Source organism: Staphylococcus sp. AS1337, assembly GCF_051408735.1.
Taxonomy (GTDB): Bacteria; Bacillota; Bacilli; order Staphylococcales; family Staphylococcaceae; genus Staphylococcus; species Staphylococcus xylosus_B.
The window spans coordinates 478631-501136 of the sequence record NZ_JBOIHZ010000002.1 but is presented as its reverse complement, the minus strand read 5'-3'; the positions used below and the strand labels follow the sequence as shown (position 1 = coordinate 501136).

General features: G+C 31.3%; 23 protein-coding genes and 1 pseudogene. 18 read left to right on the top strand and 6 right to left on the bottom strand.

What is annotated here, in order from left to right:
• The first annotated feature begins 15 nt into the window (after positions 1–15).
• From ACSUE0_RS05130 to ACSUE0_RS05100, 7 genes and pseudogenes are all read left to right on the top strand, one after another.
• Entirely contained in the window at positions 16–384 is a 369-nt protein-coding gene (locus ACSUE0_RS05130; protein ID WP_017724349.1) for a MerR family transcriptional regulator, read from the top strand.
• Positions 385–404: 20 nt separating this feature from the next.
• On the top strand, positions 405–1745 hold the full coding sequence (glnA, locus tag ACSUE0_RS05125; protein ID WP_107530903.1) for a type I glutamate--ammonia ligase: 1341 nt from the start codon (positions 405–407) through the stop codon (positions 1743–1745).
• Between the two features lie 389 nt (positions 1746–2134).
• Complete coding sequence (locus ACSUE0_RS05120) at positions 2135–2563, top strand: Ohr family peroxiredoxin (protein WP_436956372.1); 429 nt, start codon at positions 2135–2137, stop codon at positions 2561–2563.
• 394 nt (positions 2564–2957) lie between these two features.
• Positions 2958–3284: pseudogene (locus tag ACSUE0_RS05115) on the top strand (FMN-binding negative transcriptional regulator).
• 35 nt (positions 3285–3319) lie between these two features.
• On the top strand, positions 3320–3565 hold the full coding sequence (locus tag ACSUE0_RS05110) for a hypothetical protein (protein WP_436956370.1): 246 nt from the start codon (positions 3320–3322) through the stop codon (positions 3563–3565).
• Between the two features lie 496 nt (positions 3566–4061).
• Positions 4062–4259, top strand: coding sequence for a hypothetical protein (locus ACSUE0_RS05105; RefSeq protein WP_017724353.1), 198 nt, complete (start codon positions 4062–4064; stop codon positions 4257–4259).
• Between the two features lie 243 nt (positions 4260–4502).
• Positions 4503–5372: a GyrI-like domain-containing protein gene (locus tag ACSUE0_RS05100; protein WP_436956368.1), complete on the top strand. Its 870-nt coding sequence runs from the start codon at positions 4503–4505 to the stop codon at positions 5370–5372.
• A 394-nt stretch (positions 5373–5766) separates the two neighbouring features.
• Here the strand turns inward: ACSUE0_RS05100 and ACSUE0_RS05095 are convergent, their stop codons facing one another.
• A complete protein-coding gene (locus ACSUE0_RS05095; protein WP_119614600.1) occupies positions 5767–5958 on the bottom strand; it encodes a LapA family protein in 192 nt (63 codons plus the stop codon).
• A gap of 278 nt (positions 5959–6236) precedes the next feature.
• Between ACSUE0_RS05095 and nucI the strand changes: the two genes are divergently transcribed.
• Positions 6237–6773, top strand: coding sequence for a thermonuclease NucI (nucI, locus tag ACSUE0_RS05090; protein ID WP_119615292.1), 537 nt, complete (start codon positions 6237–6239; stop codon positions 6771–6773).
• Between the two features lie 108 nt (positions 6774–6881).
• On the opposite strand, the gene ACSUE0_RS05085 is transcribed toward nucI, so the two are convergent.
• On the bottom strand, positions 6882–7745 hold the full coding sequence (locus ACSUE0_RS05085) for a hypothetical protein (RefSeq protein WP_436956365.1): 864 nt from the start codon (positions 7743–7745) through the stop codon (positions 6882–6884).
• Between the two features lie 285 nt (positions 7746–8030).
• Here ACSUE0_RS05085 and ACSUE0_RS05080 point away from each other — a divergent pair, with 285 nt between their 5' ends.
• Positions 8031–8486, top strand: a complete 456-nt coding sequence (locus ACSUE0_RS05080; RefSeq protein ID WP_119614799.1) for a hypothetical protein — start codon at positions 8031–8033, stop codon at positions 8484–8486.
• 112 nt (positions 8487–8598) lie between these two features.
• Entirely contained in the window at positions 8599–9192 is a 594-nt protein-coding gene (locus ACSUE0_RS05075) for a hypothetical protein (protein ID WP_017724360.1), read from the top strand.
• A gap of 82 nt (positions 9193–9274) precedes the next feature.
• Here ACSUE0_RS05075 and ACSUE0_RS05070 read toward each other — a convergent pair whose 3' ends face one another.
• A complete protein-coding gene (locus ACSUE0_RS05070) occupies positions 9275–10642 on the bottom strand; it encodes an aspartate kinase (protein ID WP_119614792.1) in 1368 nt (455 codons plus the stop codon).
• Positions 10643–10830: 188 nt separating this feature from the next.
• On the opposite strand from ACSUE0_RS05070, the gene ACSUE0_RS05065 reads away from it, so the two are divergent.
• From ACSUE0_RS05065 to ACSUE0_RS05050, 4 genes are read left to right on the top strand one after another with little or no spacing between them, the layout of a single operon-like run.
• Positions 10831–12111: a homoserine dehydrogenase gene (locus tag ACSUE0_RS05065; RefSeq protein WP_436956363.1), complete on the top strand. Its 1281-nt coding sequence runs from the start codon at positions 10831–10833 to the stop codon at positions 12109–12111.
• Between the two features lie 5 nt (positions 12112–12116).
• Complete coding sequence (gene thrC, locus ACSUE0_RS05060) at positions 12117–13178, top strand: threonine synthase (RefSeq protein WP_119614794.1); 1062 nt, start codon at positions 12117–12119, stop codon at positions 13176–13178.
• Between the two features lies 1 nt (position 13179).
• Positions 13180–14100, top strand: coding sequence for a homoserine kinase (gene thrB, locus ACSUE0_RS05055; protein ID WP_436956361.1), 921 nt, complete (start codon positions 13180–13182; stop codon positions 14098–14100).
• Between the two features lie 44 nt (positions 14101–14144).
• On the top strand, positions 14145–14951 hold the full coding sequence (locus ACSUE0_RS05050) for a Cof-type HAD-IIB family hydrolase (protein ID WP_119614796.1): 807 nt from the start codon (positions 14145–14147) through the stop codon (positions 14949–14951).
• A gap of 265 nt (positions 14952–15216) precedes the next feature.
• Here ACSUE0_RS05050 and ACSUE0_RS05045 read toward each other — a convergent pair whose 3' ends face one another.
• Complete coding sequence (locus tag ACSUE0_RS05045; RefSeq protein ID WP_017724366.1) at positions 15217–15531, bottom strand: hypothetical protein; 315 nt, start codon at positions 15529–15531, stop codon at positions 15217–15219.
• A gap of 289 nt (positions 15532–15820) precedes the next feature.
• Complete coding sequence (locus ACSUE0_RS05040; RefSeq protein WP_119614797.1) at positions 15821–17266, bottom strand: amino acid permease; 1446 nt, start codon at positions 17264–17266, stop codon at positions 15821–15823.
• A gap of 224 nt (positions 17267–17490) precedes the next feature.
• Here ACSUE0_RS05040 and ACSUE0_RS05035 point away from each other — a divergent pair, with 224 nt between their 5' ends.
• Entirely contained in the window at positions 17491–18978 is a 1488-nt protein-coding gene (locus ACSUE0_RS05035; protein WP_119614798.1) for a catalase, read from the top strand.
• Positions 18979–19621: 643 nt separating this feature from the next.
• On the opposite strand, the gene rpmG is transcribed toward ACSUE0_RS05035, so the two are convergent.
• Positions 19622–19771: a 50S ribosomal protein L33 gene (gene rpmG, locus ACSUE0_RS05030; RefSeq protein ID WP_017724369.1), complete on the bottom strand. Its 150-nt coding sequence runs from the start codon at positions 19769–19771 to the stop codon at positions 19622–19624.
• 150 nt (positions 19772–19921) lie between these two features.
• On the opposite strand from rpmG, the gene rpsN reads away from it, so the two are divergent.
• The 3 genes from rpsN to ACSUE0_RS05015 all read left to right on the top strand — a co-directional run bounded on the left by rpsN (position 19922) and on the right by ACSUE0_RS05015 (position 22393).
• On the top strand, positions 19922–20191 hold the full coding sequence (rpsN, locus tag ACSUE0_RS05025) for a 30S ribosomal protein S14 (protein ID WP_017724370.1): 270 nt from the start codon (positions 19922–19924) through the stop codon (positions 20189–20191).
• Between the two features lie 190 nt (positions 20192–20381).
• Positions 20382–21359, top strand: a complete 978-nt coding sequence (gene guaC / locus ACSUE0_RS05020) for a GMP reductase (protein ID WP_119615037.1) — start codon at positions 20382–20384, stop codon at positions 21357–21359.
• Positions 21360–21454: 95 nt separating this feature from the next.
• Entirely contained in the window at positions 21455–22393 is a 939-nt protein-coding gene (locus ACSUE0_RS05015; protein ID WP_436956357.1) for a CAP-associated domain-containing protein, read from the top strand.
• The last annotated feature ends 113 nt before the right edge of the window (positions 22394–22506 follow it).

The window sequence follows — 22506 nt, the reverse complement described above, 5'->3', positions numbered from 1 at the left end:
ATAGAGGTGATCGGATTGAAGTCAAATGATACATTAAGACGAAGTATGCCGGTTTTCCCTATGAGTGTTGTAACAAAATTAAGCGAATTGACTGCAAGACAAATTCGTTATTATGAAACACATGAACTGCTTAAACCACATAGATCAGACGGGAACAAAAGACTTTTTTCATTAAATGATTTGGAACGACTTTTAGAAATTAAAAGCTTAATTGAAAAAGGTTTTAATATAAAAGGAATTAAACAAATTATAAAAAATGATCAAGATCACCTGACTGATGATGAACAAGAGACAAGAAAACAAATGATAGTTGAAGCCACTCAGAAACCGCAGCGAGAAGCAATTCCGATAAATCGTGGAGACTTATCACGCTTTATCAAATAAAATAATGGGGGACATTTACAATGCCAAAACGTTCATTTACCAAAGAAGATATTCATAAGTTTGCTAAAGAAGAAAATGTAAGATATCTAAGATTGCAATTTACTGATATTTTAGGAGTTATTAAAAACGTTGAAGTACCAGTTAGTCAATTAGAAAAAGTTTTAGATAACGAAATGATGTTTGATGGTTCTTCAATCGAAGGCTTCGTACGTATCGAAGAATCTGATATGTACTTATATCCTGATTTAGATACATGGGTTATTTTCCCATGGACTGCTGGGCAAGGTAAAGTTGCTCGTTTAATTTGTGATGTATATAAAACAGATGGTACACCATTTGAAGGGGACCCTCGTGCAAACTTAAAACGTGTGTTAAATGATATGAAAGAGCTAGGATTCTCAGAATTAAACTTAGGGCCTGAACCTGAATTCTTCTTATTCAAATTAGATGAAAAAGGTGAACCAACATTAGAACTAAATGATGATGGTGGTTATTTCGATTTAGCACCAACGGATTTAGGTGAAAATTGTCGTCGTGACATCGTATTAGAGTTAGAAGATATGGGCTTTGATATTGAAGCGAGTCATCATGAGGTTGCGCCAGGACAACATGAAATTGACTTTAAATATGCAGATGCGATTACCGCATGTGATAATATCCAAACATTTAAACTTGTTGTAAAAACAATTGCTCGCCAACATAATCTACATGCAACATTTATGCCAAAACCATTATTTGGTGTGAATGGTAGCGGGATGCACTTTAATATGTCATTGTTTAAAGGCAAAGAAAATGCATTCTTTGATCCAGATGGTGATATGCAAATGACTAAAGATGCATTCCACTTTGTTGCAGGTATCTTGAAAAACGCACGTGGATTCACAGGTGTATGTAATCCGTTAGTAAACTCATATAAACGTTTAGTTCCAGGTTATGAAGCGCCTTGTTATATTGCATGGAGTGGTAAAAACCGTTCACCATTAATTCGTGTACCATCATCTCGTGGATTATCAACACGTGTTGAAGTACGTTCAGTCGATCCAGCAGCAAATCCATACTTAGCATTAGCAGCAATCTTACAAGCTGGTTTAGATGGTATTAAAAATAAATTAGAAGTACCAGAACCAGTTAACCAAAACATTTATGAGATGAACCGTGAAGAACGCGAAGCAGTTGGCATTGAAGATTTACCTTCAACTTTATATACAGCAATTAAAGCTATGAAGAACAATGAGCCAATTAAACAAGCACTTGGTAATCATATTTATCACCAATTCATTAATTCTAAATCAATTGAATGGGATTACTACAGAACTCAAGTTTCTGAATGGGAAAGAGAACAATATATCAAACAATACTAGGTGCTAAACAAAGGGGTTAAACACTAGGTATATAAGCAACTCGAGTCATTCTAATAGGATGGTCTCGGGTTGTTTTTTTGCACCCACTTTTATTATGTTGAGCGTTTTGGGTGCAGAATGGGTGCAATATACGGAAGCCTTGTTTGCTAAAAGTTATTTTTCACTTTTAACAAATTAGTACTAATTACAACATGAACATACATTTCTTTACAATTGTAAAATATTCACTTTACTTAATGTATTTGAATAAAATTGTTGTTTATTTGATTTAGCGTTATTTAGTTTATCTTTTAATTTTTAATATTTTAAAATTAATGTTATATTATTAATGAATTGAGAATAATTCATTAAGGCAAGAATAAATTATTTAATTAAAAGGAGTGGTTGGAATGGTAAAACCATTATACGAAGTTACTGTTATTAGCAATGGTGGTAGAGATGGTAAAGTTTTTAGTGAAGACAATACTTTTTATCAAGATTTAGCTGTACCGAAAGAAATGGGAGGAAACGGTGTTACTGAATCAAATCCAGAACAATTATTTGCAGCTGGCTATAGCTCATGTTTCAATAATGCACTTATGCACATTTTAAAAAGCGATGGTAAAGGCTCAATTGAACCAGAAGTGCGTGTAACAGCTTACTTATTACCGGACAAAACAGATGGCGGTGTTAAATTGGCTGCTGAATTAGATGTAACAGTTAAAGATCTTAGTCAAGTAGATGCAGAATCGTATGTAGAAAAAGCGCATAATTATTGTCCATATTCAAAGGCATTAAAAGAAACAATAGATATTGAAATCAATGTAAGTGTTAATTAAAAAATATGTTATAAAATTTTCCATTAATGTGCGAAATTTATGGAGAAATGATTTTAGATATAACGAGTAAATACAACTGAGAAGTTATTTTTATTTAGGGCTTTCCCTAATATATATAATTGACTTAACGATGCTAAACTATATATAGAACTCCCTAGTTCAAAAGTAGATTATCAAAAGCCATTTTAATCTAAGGCACTCCCTAAAATAACCACTTTAGTCATATTAAAGTGCACACATTTAGGGAGTGTATTTTTGTATGACTAAAATAGACTATTTTAAATGCTGTAATATGGAATCATTTTTTAGAAGTAATTTTATAAATTTGTATATATAATAGAATAAGGTTAAAGGTTGAATGTTTTTACATTAATCATCTATTAGGGGCTTTTATATGTATATACCTAAATATTATGAAATGAAAGATTATCAAAATATAAAAGATTTTATAGCAACTAATAATTTTGCAACTATTGTAACTAATCATGAATCCACACCTACTGCAACATATTTACCACTTAATATTGAAGACAAAGAGAATAGTTTATATTTATCAGGGCATTTTGCAAAGGCTAATAAACAATAGCAATCAATAGACGGAAATGACAAAATATTAATTATTTTTTCAGGGGCAAATGGTTATATATCTTCAACTTGGTATGAAAATGAGGATGTTCCAACGTGGGATTATCAAAGTGTTCACGCATATGGTACAGGATAGTTATTAAATGAAGAGCAATTAAAAAAGATTTAAGTATGATATTAAATAGATATGAAAGTAGTCATTTAAATGGTGCAACGTGGGGAAACTTATCAGAAGAAACAAAACAACAAATAAATGGAATAATTGGATTTAAAGTAAAAGTAGATAAATTAGAAGCTGCATATAAGTTAAGCCAAAATCGCAGTCAAAATGATAAAGAAGATATAGTGAAACAACTTAAGCAAACTGGAAAGCTTTTAAATTCACAGTTAGCAGATGCAATAAAAGATCAACAGTGATTAAAAAACTATTGGACTGAAGGAAAGGTGTCTAGTTTTATAAATAAAAGAATTAACATTGAATAACAATTTCAAAAGATTAAATAAAATCAATTTTTGAAAGGTGAAATAGATTGAGTTGGACAAAAAAACATTGAAATAACTCAGTTTAAATTACTGTGTTATTTCAATCAAATAGCTTAATTTTACATATAAGCTATTAACCAAATATTGCATGCGAAAATGGTATCAAATATAATATAAATAAAGTAAGACATACTGCAAAATAGATAATAAACGCACGCACTTCTTTTGTTTTAAAGAAAATAATCACCTCAATCATACTTAGTGAACTTTAATTTTAAAATAAGCTATAAGTCGCGTCAATATAGAGTTATATTAAGAGTGAAATAATTTTATTGAATTGCGTACATTTATGTTTTATTGTTTGAATGTCATTCGTCTAAATAGTATGATATAAGCAATATAAATTTAAGATTCTAAAGGGGATGGCAATATGCAAGAAGTTAAATTATCTACATTAAAGGCAACAACGTTAAAGGAATTAGAATCCAGCATTAATGCTTATTTACAAGATGATGAAGTTGCTGGTTATAAATTATTGAATTCTACAGTGCGAGAAATTGAAGAGCGTACTTTTTCAGCGAATGAACAAGAATTTCATGCAATTCTAACTTTTATAAAAGAGCGTTAATATTTAGACTGAGACATTTTGTCTCAGTTTTTTTATTTTATCAAGGTTACCAAATAGGTAGCTATTATCATAAGTAACATATTAAGAACCTAAGTGAGTCTTAAGTAGTATAAATTTAGATATTACTTCTTTAATATTAAATATAGTTTTTGAATTTAAAGCCATCAAAAACAATCGATATTTTTTATATTTAAATAGTCGAGTTGAATTTATAAAAATTGATTACTATATAGGTGAAAGGTGATGGAAATGATTATAAACCAATTAAATCAGTCTATAGATTATATAGACAATAACTTAACAAATGAGTTGAATTTGTCTGATATATCAAATTATATTGGTATACCTGAACAGCATTACAGAAATTTATTTATATTCTTATCTGAGATGAGTTTGTCGGAATATATCAAAAAGAGAAAATTATATTTTGCTAATAAGGATTTACTAAATAAGTATTCAGTTACAACAGTGGCTACAAAATATGGCTATTCCGTTGATGGATTTACAAGAGCGTTTAAAGCTTGGAGTGGTTACTTGCCATCGCAAGTTTATGAACATCAAATTTTAATATCATTTCCTAAACTTTCATTTTCTATTAATACCAAAGGAGGAATAAATATGAAATCAAGAATCGTAGAGCAACCTGAATTTAATATTGTCGGTGTTCAAAAACGAGTGCCTATGCAATTTGAAGGAGTTAATGAGGAAATTGTAGAATTGGCAAAAAGCATTACAAATTCACAAAAAGAAGAAATGCATCAATTACAAAATATAGAACCTAAAGAAATCGTAAATGTGTCATATGATGCTGATGAATCATTTACAAAAGAGCAAGGCGAATTGACACATATGATTGGTGTTTTAACTACTGAAAGTAACCCTAGTGAGCAATTAGAAATCTTAAACTTTAAAGCAAGTAAATGGGTTGTTTTTGAAAATGAAGGAGAGTATCCAAGAGTTTTACAGGATACTTATGCTAAAATTTATTCTGAGTGGTTACCTGATTCAGAATATGAATTATCTGATTTGCCAATGTTTTCATTTACTAATTTTAAAGATAATGAACAAAACGTTGCTTACAGTGAAATATGGGTAGCTATAAATAATTATTAGCCTAATTATTATTTATAGTATCGATAAGTAATCTAATAGACAACTAAATCATAGAGAAAGAATAGTTAATCTCATAATATATATGAGGTTAGCTATTTTTAGTGACAATATTTTTATTATGTAAATCTATTTGAGGTGAATTTAAATCATGACATTTGTCACTATGAAGTTGTGACATCACACACTAATTTTATTGCTTAGTTTCATATGAAAGAGTATTAGATAATAATTTTAAGATATAATTGCAATTAGGTAAAGATTAAACTAATTAAATGAAATCAGTGGGAGAAGTCGCCCACTGAACTATTATTCACATAAGTTTAGAAAGGCTAGATATAAAATTATTTAATGTTAAAGTAAAAAACTGCCAGCATTGAATATGCGGCAGTTAAATTTATTTATTCTTATTTTTAGTGACAATTGCTTGGATTACAAATACGATAAAACCAACTAAGAGGCCTAAGAAAATAGCTACAACTGCTGATACCATTGGGGGTAATTCGAATTGAAATTGTAATACCATACCAATAATGATAGCTATAATAACTGCGATAATCGTTATCATGTTCTCTTTAAATATACTCAACTTGTTCACTCCTATTCATCAAGTATTATAGCATGAGTTATTTAAATAGATAAATAAAATCAAATAGATTCGATTGAATTTCTAATTTTTAAATAAACTAATAATTACATTTGAAAAGGAAATTTTTAACATGAATAGTTTCTATATTGGAAGATTATAATCGCGTAATAAATAGCTCAGTAATTTTTTCATTGGTTAGAAAGTATATTTGTTTTGTTGACGCAGGGCGCTTTTTTCTATATGATAATTTGGACAATTAAAAAGAAGTGGGTGCAACAGTGGAATCAAAAAAGAAAACGACATCTTTGATTGCAATAGTAATTGTATTGGGTGTATTAGCATTTCAATTTATTAATCATACGGGACCATTTCAAGAAAATGGTAGTAGTGATACATCTTCAGGGCCTGATAATTCAGAAAAGGTTCATGTTGATCGTGTTGTAGATGGAGATACTTTAGTTGCTAAAAACAGTGATAATGAACAATTGAAGGTTAGGTTAATAGGTATGGATACACCAGAGACTGTTAAACCTAATACGCCTGTAGAGCCATATGGGAAAGAAGCATCGGATTATTCTAAAAAACATTTAACGAATAAAGATGTGTACTTAGAATATGATAAAGAAAAAGAAGATCGCTATGGTAGAATATTAGCATATGTATGGCTAGATGATAAAACGATGTTCAATGAGGAATTGGTGAAAAGAGGATTAGCTAGAGAAAAATATTTTTCTCCAAATGGAAAGTATAGAGAAGTATTTAAACAAGCTGAAACACAGGCTAAAAATGACCAAATAAACCTTTGGAGTAAGTAAATTTATTCTAATTAGCTGATATGCCTTTATATTATTTAGTAGGAAAATAAAGTATAAAATAAACCTGTTACTTAAATTTATTTTAAGTAACAGGTTTGTTTTGTTAAATTAGCTAAAACGTGCAACTAATTTATCATATTGTTCTTTAGTTAAAACATCATTATTTGAATTTAAAGTCTCTTTTATAATCTTTTGTAAAGAAGATTTTGAAGAAACAGTTTCCACGTAATTATTTCTAATTGCTGGACCATCGATTAAATTAACACTACCATCTGTGAAGTAGACTAGACCAACATTTGGAATTTGTTGATTTAAACGTTCTTGGATTTTTGCTTCTAATGCTTGAGTGTTTTTAGAAGCTTGTTCATAAGGATCATAATTGTAAAAGTCATAAATGACAGAATTGTTTTTAATACGTTCTATAAATGTATAAGTTGTAGAACGCGATGATTGAAATTGTCCATGAAATTGATTGGCAATATATCTTCCTACAATTTGATGTACTGAATTCTCTTTATCAATTTCAGTTTGTTCTGCTGAATCAGGTGTAAAGTGATAAAAAGTTTTTTGCTTCCAATTTTTGACATTAATATTAAAGATTCCTTTTTCAGTAAAAACAATATAGTCAAAAGCTCTTGCGTATTCAAATAGAGGATGCTTAACAGCTAAATTACCAGTAGCAATAATATCGAAGTACGCTATTACACCTTGTTCTTTTTGTTCATTTAAAATGACTGTTAAATCTTGTTTAGCTTTTCTGAGACCATGGTGATGCGTGTCATTATTTGAATCAATATCCAACATTTTGTTTTTCAAATTTGTATTTTCACGAGTAACTGTACTTATTTTAGTTACTAATTGATCCTTAGCATAACTTTCAGTTTCAAGTTTATTTTGCATAACACGATGATCTATAAATACTATAATAATAAGTAGTACTATTATTATTAGTAATATAAGTGGTAAAAACATGAATATCATCCTAATCTTATTAATTTTTTTAACATAGCTCATTTTACGCTTTTATTTAACTTTCTACAAATGCTATTTATCAATTCATTATAGTTACTATAATTATATTCATAGTAATATATTATAACAAACCTGTACATAATTTATATTTGTAAATTAATTCCTTTCGTATCTTTTGAGTACTTAAGTGGTATTTTTTAAAATAGATAACGGTTTAACTTATGGAGATTAATAGCTATAATAAATTATATGCAATATAAAATAAGGAAGATGGTGAAAAGCGATTTGAGTACGATAAAAGAATATCTCGAGCATATTACTCGAACAATTAAACATGAGGATATTATAGCTTTTGATAATCATCCTTTTGCATATAAAATTTTAGACGAACTTTCTAATTATGATATTAAAATATCTGTGATTAGTTACTCTACAGATGTTATTAAATACGTATCGAGGTACACAAATTTCAATATTATTGTACCTAATGGCGTGGTTGATAGTGCTTTCCATATCATTGTGGGGTCGGATGTAGTACAAACATTTTCAAAATACCGTATTCGATATTACTTCATCACTGTACCATATATATTTGATAATAATTTATACCAGACAATACCTGCTATTGCCGACATTCAAAGAACACTTAATACAAACGCTAATGGTATTTTTCTGTTAAACAGACCAGATGTTTTAGATAATCATCCCAACCATGATTATACCTTGGTAGGCAGTTTTTAAAATAATTTGTGTTTTATTTCACGATTTTGTATTTAATACATTGAAATATCTATGGACAAACTATATAATATTAATTATTGGAAACGCTTACTTTTTGTCAGGAGGTGCACATTTGGAAAATGAAAAAAATAAATCGATAAAGAGAATTGTCGAAATTTTAAATATTAATGTACCAAATTTAATTAAATATAATGGTGAAGTAGCAAAACAATTGTTTTTACATGATGCATTTAATCTTGAGAATAAAGTTGATATTAGTGTAGAGAGAAAGTTTCTGGGAGAAGTTTTAAAATATATTCCAAATGAATATCGAACATTATTGCACGATACTTCACATAGTACTTCTGATTTTACAGCAGTAGACTTTTCAAAGATAACTCATGCTAATATATATGATGGTGATACTTTGGTTATGACCGTGATTGTATACGATGTAAAAGATGAAGAATGGATGTTTAGATGGAATCATAATATAAGGTTGCCAGAGAAAAATATTTACTTCCATTCTATTAAATGGGATGTAGATTATATTAAACCAGAAATTGTATTAATGTATGAACTATTAGATCCAATAGATTATCATCAACTACCAAATTATAGAAATGTAATAGATTCATTAAGTTATTATCAGTTTGTAATATTGAGGTTAGTTGTTGGAGATGAACGTATCAATCAAGCACTTATTTCAGAGAAAAAAGCAATATAAAATCCTTCAAATCATTCGTTAGTCCTAATAGGAAGACAAAATGAATTTGAAGGGTTTTTTGTTTGTTAAATAATGTGTGATGCTATATTTTTAAACATTTTCCGTTGTAGCAATATTCATAAGTTGATTTCACAGCTTTATCTGCATCAGCTACATCAATACCGAACATAATTGAAATCTCAGAAGCACCTTGGTTCATCATTTTTAAATTTATTTTAGATTCTGCCAACGCATGTGTAATTGTGTTAGCGGTACCAACGATTCTGTGCATACCTTCACCAACAATCATTAGAATGGCTAAATCATGTTCTACGCTTAACTCATCAACGTCACATTTATCACGAATATCATTAAGCACTTGTTCTTCTCTGTTATGAATTTCTTTTGAGCGCATAATGATACTGATGCTATCAATACCTGAAGGCATATGGTCGAAAGAAATATTATAATCTTCTAAGACACCTAAGATTTTACGAGTGAATCCTACTTGTCTATTCATTAAATATTTTTTGATATTTAATACAGTAAATCCTTTATCACAACTAATACCACTCACGATATTATTAGAATTAATTTCTCTATCATGACGAATAAATGTTCCTGTATCATTTGGTCTATTTGTATTTTTTATAACGACAGGAATTCTATCTTTATGCAGAGGCTGTAAAGCTTCATCATGAAAGACGCCGAAACCTGCATAAGATAATTCCCTCATTTCTCTATAAGTAATTTCATCAATAACTTCAGGATTTTTGACAATTGTTGGGTTTGCTCTAAAAATGCCTGAAACATCAGTGAAGTTTTCGTATAAGTCTGCTCTGACACCTCTTGCAACAATAGCACCAGTGATGTCAGACCCGCCACGAGGAAATGTTACGATATAGTTTTGTCTTGAAACACCAAAAAAACCTGGGATGATTAATTTTTCGTCATATGCTCTTAAGTTATATAGCACTTCATATGATTGATCTGTTATTTGTGCGTTTTGGGGCAAATCGGTAACTTGAATGCCCGCTTCGCCAGGAGATATATAGCGAGTTGGTGTGCCCTGACTATTATTATATTCTGCAATTAATTGTGCATTGAAATTTTCACCACATGAAAGTAAAGCATCTAATAAACGTGAAGGTTTATCTTTTAATGTAGCAATAAAATTTTCTAACGTTTGATCAATGGTAGTTAATAAGTTATCACTCATATCTAATTCATAAATGATATCAGCGAAACGCTGAATAATTTCTTCTTTTTTAGAAATGTAATCTAAATCAGCAATGACTTTTTCATACAGACGAATAAGTAAATCTGTTGTTTTAACATCTTCTTTATGACGCTTACCTGGTGCGGAAACAATGATGATTTTCCGATCTTCATCGGAATTAACGATATTTAATACTTTTTTGATTTGATCTGCAGTAGATACAGAACTTCCTCCAAACTTGGCAACTTTCATGGGACATACAACCTTTCTAAAAAATCAGAAAATTTTGTTTAGTTTTTATCACGAGAGTGATAGGATAGATATAGAATCTAAATTTTCACCTTTACAAAAATAATGAATGAATTTATACTATACCATATTCAAGTATTTTTCAACTGTACAACTGTATTTTTTAGAAGAACAATCGGAGGAATGAAATTATGAAGGAATTAAATGTAGCCTTACTAGGTTTAGGAACTGTGGGTTCTGGTGTAGTAAAAATTATTGAAGAAAATAGAGAACAAATAAAAGAAACAATGAATAAAAACATTAATATTCGACACATATTGGTTCGAGATAAATCAAGACAACGTCCAATCAATGTGTCGAATTATAATTTAACTGAAGATATTGATGAAATATTAAACGATGATTCAATTGATATTGTAGTAGAAGTTATGGGTGGTATTGAGCCAACAGTGGATTGGTTGAAACGCGCATTAATTCAAAAGAAACATGTTGTGACTGCAAATAAAGATTTATTAGCGGTGCATCTAAATGTATTAGAAGATTTAGCACAAAAAAATGATGTAGCTTTAAAATATGAAGCTAGTGTCGCAGGTGGTATTCCAATTGTAAACGCAATTAACAATGGATTAAATGCTAATAACATTAGTAAATTTATGGGTATTTTGAATGGAACATCTAATTTTATTTTAAGTAAAATGACAAAAGAACAAACGTCATTCGAGGATGCATTAGATGAAGCGAAAAGATTAGGCTTTGCAGAAGCAGATCCAACTGATGATGTTGAAGGTATCGACGCTGCTAGAAAAGTTGTCATTACTTCATATTTATCATTTAACCAAGTTATTAATTTAGATGATGTGGTAAGACATGGCATTAGTGATGTTGAGCCCTCAGACATTAAAGTTGCCGATGATCTTGGATATAAGATTAAGTTGATTGGTAAAGGGACATATGAGCATGGCCAAGTACAAGCTTCTGTCTCACCTACACTTATAAACAAAGCCCATCAATTAGCCGCTGTTGAAGATGAGTTTAATGCAATTTATGTTATCGGCGATGCAGTAGGCGAAACAATGTTTTACGGGAAAGGTGCTGGTAGCCTCGCTACTGGAAGCGCGGTTGTAAGTGATCTATTGAATGTAACATTAAATTTTGATACAAATTTACACACTTTACCGCCACATTTTGAATTAAAAACTGAAAAAACAAAAGCGATTATGGACGATGGAGATACGGTATCAATTAAGGAAAAAGAAAGTTATTACGTTGTAGTGCAAACAGACGGTGAAGATATCAATAAAGTTGAAACTTTACTTAAGGGTGCTTTACCTTTCCATAAATCATTAGCAGTAACTGAACGTGACGCTCATACAGTCGGTGTTGCAGTAATCGGGATCGATGAAAACCCAGAAGTGTCAATTACAGAGTCAGGTTATATCGTTAAGAAAATTTATCCAGTAGAAGGGGTTTAATTAATATGAAGAATTGGAAAGGTTTAGTAGAAGAATTTAAAAATTATTTACCAGTAACTGAAAAAACACCATCTTTATCATTAAATGAAGGACACACACCATTAATTTATTGTGAAAACATGTCTGAAATGTTAGGTATTGAATTACACGTAAAATATGAAGGGGCCAATCCGACAGGTTCATTCAAAGATAGAGGTATGGTCATGGCAATGGCTAAAGCGAAAGAAGAAGGCAAGAAAATTGTAATTTGTGCCTCTACTGGAAATACATCAGCTTCGGCAGCTGCATATGCTGCACGTGCTGGATTAAAAGCCATTGTAGTTATTCCAGAAGGTAAAATAGCATTGGGTAAATTGTCACAAGCTGTAATGTACGGAGCAGAAATTGTATCAATTGAAGGTAATTTTGATGAAGCTTTAGAAATTGTTCAAGAAATTGCTAAAAATGGAGAAATTGCTCTAGTTAATTCAGTAAACCCTTATCGTATCGAAGGACAAAAAACGGGTGCTTTCGAGATCATCCAACAATTAGATGGTGTTGCGCCTGATATCTTATCAATTCCAGTTGGTAATGCTGGAAATATTTCTGCATATTGGAAAGGTTTCAAAGATTACCATGAAGCAAATGATACGCAATTACCACAAATGTTTGGTTTTCAAGCTGAAGGTGCTGCGCCAATCGTTCAAAATAAAGTAGTGAAAAATCCGGACACGGTTGCAACAGCAATCAGAATTGGAAATCCTGCAAGTTGGGATAAAGCAACCGCTGCACTCGAAGAGTCTAATGGCCAAATAGATAGTGTTACTGACGAAGAAATTTTAGAAGCATATCAATTGATGGCGCGTAACGAAGGCGTATTCAGTGAGCCAGCTAGTAACGCATCGATTGCCGGACTTATCAAGTTACATCGAGCAGGCAATTTACCTCAAGGTAAAAAAGTGGTTTCTGTATTAACAGGTAATGGTCTGAAAGATCCAGATACTGCAATTTCCTTGTTGGATAATCCGATTAAACCATTGCCAAATGATAGAGAAAGTATTTTAGAATATATCAAAGGGGCACTTTAGCATGAGCGAAAGGTTACATTTGAAAATCCCGGCATCTACTGCAAATTTAGGTGTCGGATTTGATTCAATTGGTATGGCTTTAAATAAATTTTTATATTTAGATGTGAAAATAAGTGATGACGATCATTGGTCGTTTAACCATATTGGTCCTAATGTAGAAGGTTTACCAACAAATAGTAGTCATTACATTTACCAAATTGCACAAAAAGTTGCGCATAAGTATAATGTAGTTTTACCACCATTAGCAGTAAAAATGAGAAGTGAGATTCCATTGGCTAGAGGATTAGGTTCTTCGGCATCTGCTTTAGTAGGTGCCTTATACATAGCAAATTATTTTGGTGACATTGAGTTGTCAAAATACGAATTACTGCAACTCGCTACCGAATTTGAGGGTCATCCAGATAATGTTGCACCGACGATTTACGGTGGTTTAGTCTTAGGTTATTACAACCCAGAAACTAAGGTGACTGATGTTTCTTATATTGATACACCTAAAGTAGATATCATTATCACAGTACCATCTTATGAATTAAGAACGATTGATTCAAGAAATGCTTTACCTGATACCTTCTCACATAAAAAAGCTGTTCAAAATAGTGCAATTAGTAACACGATGATTAGTGCACTTATTCAACATAATTACGTATTAGCTGGAAAAATGATGGAGCAAGATGGGTTTCATGAACCATACAGACAAAATTTAATCCCTGAATTCCAGACAATTAAAGGACTAGCAAAACAATATTTAGCATACTCTACAGTGATCAGTGGTGCAGGTCCAACCGTACTTACTATGATAGGTCCTGAACGTAGTGGTGAATTGGTTAGAGAATTAAAAAGAACATTTGAAAATTGTCGTTCAGAGTTGGTGACGATTAATGAGACTGGTATTGAACTCAAAGTGTTGTACCAACGTCAATAATTTGTTGTAATATAGAATGAAGACGTTGAAGGGAGACAAGCAACATGAGTGAATATAAAATGGTAGTAATGGATATGGATGATACATTGATGAACCGTGAGAATCAAATGAGTCCTGAAACAGAAAGTTATTTAATTGAAATACAAAATAAAGGGTACAAAGTTGTATTAGCATCAGGACGTCCTACAGAAGGTATGTTACCTACTGCTAAAACTTTACAATTAGATAAATTTCAAAGTTATGTAATTAGCTATAATGGTGGGAAAACCGTAAATGTTAATACACAAGCAGTTGAAGTAAGCCGTACTGTTTCTAAAGAAAATTTTGATTTTATAGTCGACTATTGTAGGGAAAATGAATTATTTGTATTAACTTATCAAGATGGATTTATTGTTTACGAAGGTGAACATGAATATATGAATATTGAATCTGAATTAACTGGATTGCCTATGAAACATGTAGATGACTTAAAGGATTTTATTCAAGAAGATGTGCCTAAAGTCATGGGCGTTGACTATGTACCTACGATTGCAAGTCTCAATAAAGATTTGGCAGGCCATTTTAATGAAGAAATTGATGTTACTACAAGTAAACCTTATTTCTTAGAATTTATGGCTAATGGTGTATCAAAAGGAAATGCCGTTACTGAATTATGTAAAAAAGTACAAATTGATCTATCAGAAGTCATTGCTTTTGGTGACAGTGCCAATGATATCTCTATGTTAAAAGTTGTTGGACACGCTGTAGCAATGGGAAATGCTAATGATGATGTGAAGAAAGTTGCTGATGAGATAACTTTAAGTAATAGTGATAATGGTATTCCACATGCTTTAAAATCCTTATTAAATTAAAGAAAGAGCCTGAGACACTCAGTTATGTGTCTCGGGCTCTTTCTTTAATGCTAATGGTTGTTTGTTAACATTCAAAAGTAGCTTATAGCAAGCTTTAGAATGAATAAACTGATTTTGTACGTAATCACTGAAATCAATTCAATGAATATGAAATTTCAGTGTGGCTGTCCTATTTGATATGTTTAAATCAATGTAAATTATGACTTTATAAAAGGTTGCGATAGTAAGATTACTAATACACTAAATTTTTAATGAATGGTGTATATTATTTTGCGGTGTGCGTCCATTCATTTTTGCCACGATGTCGCTTGACATGTGCGTATACATGATCTGCCGCGTAGTCTAAGTTAGTATAAACAGTTATTGCAAATGCAGATTGGTTTTCCTCAAAGTCTTCTTGCAAGAATAAGTCTTTCAAATGTTCAAAAAGACTTTCCATTTGAGAATGGTCTAAACTACTATACTCTCTTAATGTACGTTTGATTAAGCGTTGATGCTTATCTTCAAGTGATTGCACAACTATAACGAAGCGTTCTTCAGTTTCTAAAATATCGTCAAATAAATTCGTTTGTCCAATCATATTCTCCACCTCTAAGTTACGTCATTGTTATTAATTATTATACTATACTTCTATATAACTGAAAATAACTGAGGCTTATGTATTTGGAAAGAATTAATAAAAATATTTTTGTATTATACTGACAAATCTATGTATTTTAAATAAAATACGATATAACAAAAAACAGGAATACAAAATCAATGTTTAAATTGCTTTCGTATCCCCATTTTTGTAACTTTGAGATATCATATTTCAGTTGTTAGTGTGCTCATCATATTAAAGGTTATTTAGCCTGTTTAATATGAAATAATTAGTTCAAGTCGTGACGTTTTAGATCAATTTCTTCGAGTTTTACAATTTTAGTTTTTCTAATAAATTTATGTACTAAGTATATTAGAACTAAAATGACTATAGGTACTATGTTTCTAAATAGTGCACTAATATCTCCTGATAATGCTGCACCAAACGAATTACCTCCAAACAAGAACAGTAAAGCGATGATTACAATAATCGGACCTAAAGGATAAAACGGTGCTTTATACGGTAGCACATCTTTAGGGTCTTTGTTTTGCTTTTTAATTGCTAAGCGAAGTCTGATTTGAGCTAGAATACTAGCTGCCCAAATAACAATAACTAAAGAACCGATGATATTAAGTAATGTAAACACAATATCTGATTTGAATTGAGCCAATATAATTACTGCTAATACAATAATGAAAGTTGTGAATAGTGCAACCAAAGGTAGTTTTGTTGTTTTGTTTAATTTTGCTAAGAATCTTGGTGCTTGTTTGTCTTCAGCCATTGAGTATAACATTCTACTAGTTGTATAAATACCTGAGTTAGCTGCTGATAATAACGAAGTTAAGATAACTGCGTTAATCACAGATGCTGCAAAAGCAATTCCCACACGATCAAATACAATTGTAAATGGACTTTGAGATACCGATTCGCTTTCGTTTAGTAATAAAGGATCAGTATAAGGTATGATTGCAGAAATAACTGCAATAGATAAAACATAGAATAATAATATTCTCCAAAAAACTTGCTTTATTGCTTTTGGCATCGAACGATCAGGATTAGATGATTCACCTGCAGTGACTGCAACTACCTCTGTACCACCAACTGAAAATCCTGCAACGAGTAGTACGCCTAAGAAACCTGAAAAACCGCCAACGAATGGCGCTTCTCCCACAGTGTAATTTGAAAGTCCATATGTTTTACCACCTAAAATACCAAAGATAGTTAGAATACCGATGGCGATAAAGACGATAATTGTAATTACTTTAATTAACGATAACCAAAATTCAGTTTCACCAAATGCTTTAACTGAAAATATATTTAATAAGAAAAGTAAACATAAAAAGATAATACTCCAGGTTACTGGACTGAAAAATTGAAACGTATCCCAATAATTAAGTACACTTGCAGAAATAATGATATCTACACTCGTAACGAGTAACCATATTGCCCAATAGAGCCATCCCATAGTGAATCCTAATGACTTATCTACAAAACGGGTAGAGTAAGAACTGAAAGATCCTGAAACAGGGTAAAATGTGGCTAGTTCCCCAATAGAGGACATTAAGAAATATAACATTACCCCAATAATTAAATAAGCTAATATAGCACCACCAGGACCAGCTTGAGAAATTACATTACCTGTAGCAACAAAAAGTCCGGTTCCAATGGCACCCCCAATTGCTATCATTGAAATATGTCGAGAATTTAGACCACGATTCATATTATTTTGTGCCATAATAAGTCTCCTAATAGTTAATTAAAATATATACACTCCATTTTAATGCTTTTGATAGACACAAGCAATGCTTTTTATCGGCTAAAAGTCGCAAAATGTTTAAATATTGCGAAAATAGTCTAATTAATTAATGTTAGATATGTTGCTTTTAAAACTACTTTACATTAAAATAAGTACTAGGTAATAATAATTATTATTTGGATAGAGAATGAGGGGGAAATGTGATGAGCAACAATAAAAAATTAACTAGCTTATTTGGTGCACCAGTTTCTGATAGAGAAAATAGTATGACTGCTGGACCAAGAGGCCCACTAGTAATGCAAGATTGGTATTTTTTAGAACAAATGGCTCACTTTGATAGAGAGGTGATTCCAGAACGACGTATGCATGCAAAAGGGTCAGGCGCATTTGGTACCTTTACAGTTACTAATGATATTACGCAATATACTTCAGCAAGTATTTTCTCTGAAGTTGGTAAACAGACTGAAATGTTTGCGCGTTTTTCAACAGTAGCAGGTGAACGTGGTGCAGCAGATGCAGAGCGTGATATTCGAGGATTCGCTTTGAAATTCTATACAGATGAGGGGAACTGGGATTTAGTTGGTAATAATACACCAGTATTCTTCTTCAGAGATCCTAAATTATTCGCCAGTTTAAATCACGCAGTTAAACGTGATCCAAGAACAAACATGCGTAGTGCTCAAAATAATTGGGATTTTTGGACGTCATTACCAGAAGCATTACATCAGGTTACAATCTTGATGTCTGACCGTGGTATTCCAAAAGGTTTTAGAAATATGCATGGTTTTGGTTCTCATACTTACTCAATGTATAACGACAAAGGCGAACGCGTTTGGGTGAAGTTCCATCATAGAACACAACAAGGTATTGAAAACTTACAACCTGACGAAGCAGCGAAAATTATTGCCGACGATAGAGAATCATCACAACGTGATTTATTCGAAGCAATTGAAAATAAAGATTATCCGAAATGGAAGATGTACATCCAAGTGATGACGGAAGAACAAGCGAGAAATCATAAAGATAACCCATTTGATTTAACTAAAGTGTGGTATAAAGGTGATTATCCATTAATAGAAGTAGGAGAATGGGAACTTAACCGTAATCCAGATAACTATTTCCAAGATGTAGAACAAGCTGCTTTTGCACCTACTAATATTGTACCTGGTTTAGATTTTTCACCAGATAAAATGTTACAAGGTCGCTTATTCTCATATGGTGATGCTCAACGTTATAGATTAGGTGTAAATCATTGGCAAATACCAGTAAATCAACCAAAAGGTGTAGGCATTGAAAATATCTGCCCATTTAGTAGAGATGGCCAAATGAGAATTTTGGATAATAATCAAGGTGGAGGCACTCATTATTATCCAAATAGTGATGGTTCGTTTGAGGATCAACCTGAATTCAAAAAACCTGGCTTAAAAGTTGAAGGTGAAGCTTATGAATATGATTTCAGACAAGATGATGACAATTACTTTGAACAACCAGGACGCTTATTTAGATTGCAATCTAAAGAACAACAAGAGCGCATTTTTGAAAATACTGCAAACGAGATGCAAGGTACTACATTAGAAGTACAACACCGTCACATCCGTCACTGTTTTAAAGCTGATAGCGAATATGGTAAAGGTGTAGCGAAAGCTTTAGGTATTGATATTAATGATGTTGATTTAGAAATTAAAGATTAATAATGTAGAAAAACAATGAAGTATGAATACTTTTAAAATAAGTGTTTCTAATCCTTTTGAAAATGATGATTAGTTATTAGTTTAGAAGTATTTACTTACATGTGAAAAAGAGACCCGTAATTAGTCTCTTCAGAACGTAGACAAAACAAACCTTAGGTGATAGTTCGCCTAAGGTTTGTTTATTTATATTTGTATAGTTGTTTTTTCAAAATAGCAGTGGTCTTTTAGAACAAAGTTGACTCTATTATCAATTGGTGCATTCAACATTATAAACACCACCACTGTTTAATTTATATATAATCTTTTTAGTATAATATTAGCAGTTATTTGGGCCGAATCCTGTGGAAAGAGTACTAGCCGAAGACTACAGATACATGTAGTTACTGTGAAAAGCGTGCACAAAAAACTGTCGACAGTCTCAAGAGCCCCATTATGAGTTTCTTTTTTTTATAAATTGAGGGTACCATTAAATAGAAATTAAAGATGAAAATAAATAATGCCAACCACAATTATAAAAATGTAGTTGGCAATCATAAGTCATCATAATTTAATGAAGATAACTCTAGTGTTATAAGCTAAATATCATTACAACATACTGTTGTATTTAAATTGTCGTATTTAAAAGATAATTTTAGCAGAGAAATTATTTTGTTTCACGATGTAACGTATATTTATTTAATCTAGGGCAGAATTTTTTTAATTCAATACGCTCAGGATTATTACGTTTGTTTTTTGTAGAAATATAGTTACGATCGCCACATTCTGTACATGCTAATGTAATATTTACGCGCAAAGTTAACACCTCTTTCTTAACAGGAATGATTACGTTTTAAAATTTTAGCATATAAAGAAAATAATTTCAAATACTTTTAAGTTGAAATATAAAGTGAGTATGTTATTATTTAAAACGTAATGATTACGATTTATAAGGAGAGTTAGAACAATGGCAAAGAAATCAAAAATAGCGAAAGAACAAAAAAGAGAACAATTAGTTGAAGCATATTATGAGTTACGTAAAGAATTGAAAGCTAAAGGTGATTATGAGGCTTTAAGAAAATTACCAAGAGATTCATCACCTACAAGATTAACACGTCGTTGCAAAGTTACTGGAAGACCAAGAGGTGTATATCGTAAATTTGGAATGTCACGTATTGCATTACGTGAACATGCACATAAAGGACAAATCCCAGGTGTTAAAAAAGCAAGTTGGTAATTTACGACTTAAGTCCATTTACATTTAGTTTAAAACAATGTATATTATCTATTGGTAAAGATAAATAAAAAGTTATTGTTCGGGAATTTTAGTAAATATAACTATTATTCTCCATATAATTATTGAATAAATCATGAAAATCTTACCATTAAATAAATGTTTTATTAAAAATGTTAGGGGTTTGTTAACAATGAAGATTTTTGATTATGAAGATATCCAACTAATACCGAATAAATGTATTGTAAATAGTCGTTCTGAATGTGACACGACAGTTCAATTTGGTCCAAAAAGTTTTAAATTACCAGTCGTTCCAGCAAATATGCAAACAGTAATGAATGAAGAATTAGCTGAATGGTTTGCTGAAAATGATTATTTCTATATAATGCACAGATTTGATGAAGCGGCACGTATCCCATTTACTAAGAGAATGCATGAAAAAGGTTTGATTGCATCAATTTCTGTAGGTGTTAAAGAACGTGAATTCGATTTTGTAAAGCAATTAGCTAATGAAAAAGTAATTCCAGATTATATTACAATTGATATTGCACATGGTCATTCAGATTCTGTAATCAATATGATTAAACATATTAAACAACACATTCCTGAAGTATTTGTAATCGCAGGTAATGTTGGTACTCCAGAGGGTGTACGCGAATTAGAAAACGCTGGTGCAGATGCTACCAAAGTTGGTATCGGACCAGGAAGAGTTTGTATAACTAAGATTAAAACAGGATTTGGTACAGGCGGTTGGCAATTATCAGCATTAAATCACTGTAGTAAAGCAGCAAGAAAACCAATTATTGCTGATGGTGGTATTAGAACGCATGGTGATATTGCTAAATCTATACGCTTTGGTGCATCTATGGTAATGGTTGGGTCATTATTTGCTGCGCATGAAGAGTCACCTGGTGAAACAGTGGAATTAGATGGCAAACTATATAAAGAATATTTTGGTAGCGCCTCTGAATTCCAAAAAGGTGAACATAAAAATGTAGAAGGTAAGAAAATGTTTGTTGAGCACAAAGGGTCATTATCTAATACATTGATTGAAATGCAACAAGACTTGCAAAGTTCAATTTCATATGCGGGTGGCACTGACCTTAAATCATTAAGAAAAGTGGATTATGTAATTGTAAGAAACTCAATTTTTAATGGTGATAGAGACTAATATATTAGTAGGTGTAAAAAATTAGAAAATTATTCTTATATGTACTTACTTTCTTAGTAGTTATTCTTGTCCTACCAATCAAAGAAACAGAACCAATGATTACAGTACAACAGCAATTAAAGGATAAAGTTGCTGATTGGTCTTCATCAAAAACAACTAATGAAGATGCGTTGAAAGTACCTAGTAAACAAGAATTTGCAGTTAACAATATTCAAATGAATATGACTAAAGATGCTGTAGAAGAAAAGCTAGGGAGTTCCCAACGTGTCTCATCAAATGAATATGGTACAAATTGGCACACGTATTATTCGGATAGTTATAGAGGATTTGTGATGGTTAGTTATATAGATAATAAAGTAAATGCGCTATATAGTAACCAAAACGTTATATCATCTAAATCAAAAATTAAATATGGCACACCTAAAGATAAGGTAAGGGACCGTTTAGGTAAACCTATTACTGATAAGCAAAAAGGACATGTGAAATTTGATGTTCAAGATGATGAATTTGATAATTTTCATAAAGACAAAATATACACAACAGCTTTTTATGATAAACATGAGAGCAATAACTTAACAGCGCTATTACAAGTTAGTGAAAAAATGGAAAACCGATTACAACAACAATATGGCGCACCATCTGAGGGATTAGCACAAAGCTTTGAATTGCAAAACTTTGATTTAGTTAATTCAGAACGTGTACAGCATGAGTTAGAGCCACTTAAATATTCTACTAGTATTTCTGAGACGGCTAGAAAACACAGTAAAGATATGGCTGAACATAATTATTTTGATCATAATAATTTATCAGGCGATACTCCATTTGATCGTATGGAAGCTGACGGACACGATTTTAATGCAGCAGGTGAAAATTTGGCATATGGTCAAACAAATAGTATTTATGCTCACCAAGACTTAATGAATTCATTAGGACACAGAAAGAATATTCTTAAGAAAGAATTTAATACGCTTGGTGTAGGTGTTGACTTTAATAAAAATCGTCAGCCTTATTGGACAGAAAATTATACTGGATAATGTTTAAGGTTTGTTGTGTGAGGGTATCTGTTATCATGTGAGGATGAAAAGTTATGACAACAAACAAAAAAGACAAAACAGAAGATATACTTGAAAAAGTAAAAGACGTTTTA